Below are 385 nucleotides of genomic sequence, written 5' to 3' on the forward strand. Positions count from 1 at the left end.
CTTTTGAAAATGGGGCCTTGACATCATGAGTCAATTTGATTTCTTTTTTAATCTGATCCACATTTTCGCCTTTTTTCGTTAAAAGGGAGATCGGTTCAGAAGTGACAAGCTGAATTTTCTTCTTTTTCCCTTTGCTCACTTTGATCTCTGCCACGTCTTGTCCTCGTTTGTAAAGTGGATGGGTTGTATATTGACTAAATGCATAGTCTAACATTTTGACCACTTGGGCGTTTCTGTCCTTCGGTGTACTTGCGCCAAATACGACAGCAATGACGCGCATGTTGCCTTTTTTAGCTGATGCGGTTAAACAGTATTTTGCCTCGCCTGTAAAACCTGTTTTCAATCCATCGACGCCTGGATAAAATTTAATTAGTCGGTTCGTGTT

Annotated in this window: 1 pseudogene; it reads right to left on the reverse strand. The window is 40.5% G+C overall.

The window, feature by feature from the left end:
- Positions 1-385: pseudogene (locus SB775_RS27705) on the reverse strand (D-alanyl-D-alanine carboxypeptidase); the annotation flags it as partial.

It is taken from the genome of Peribacillus sp. SIMBA_075, from assembly GCF_046534585.1.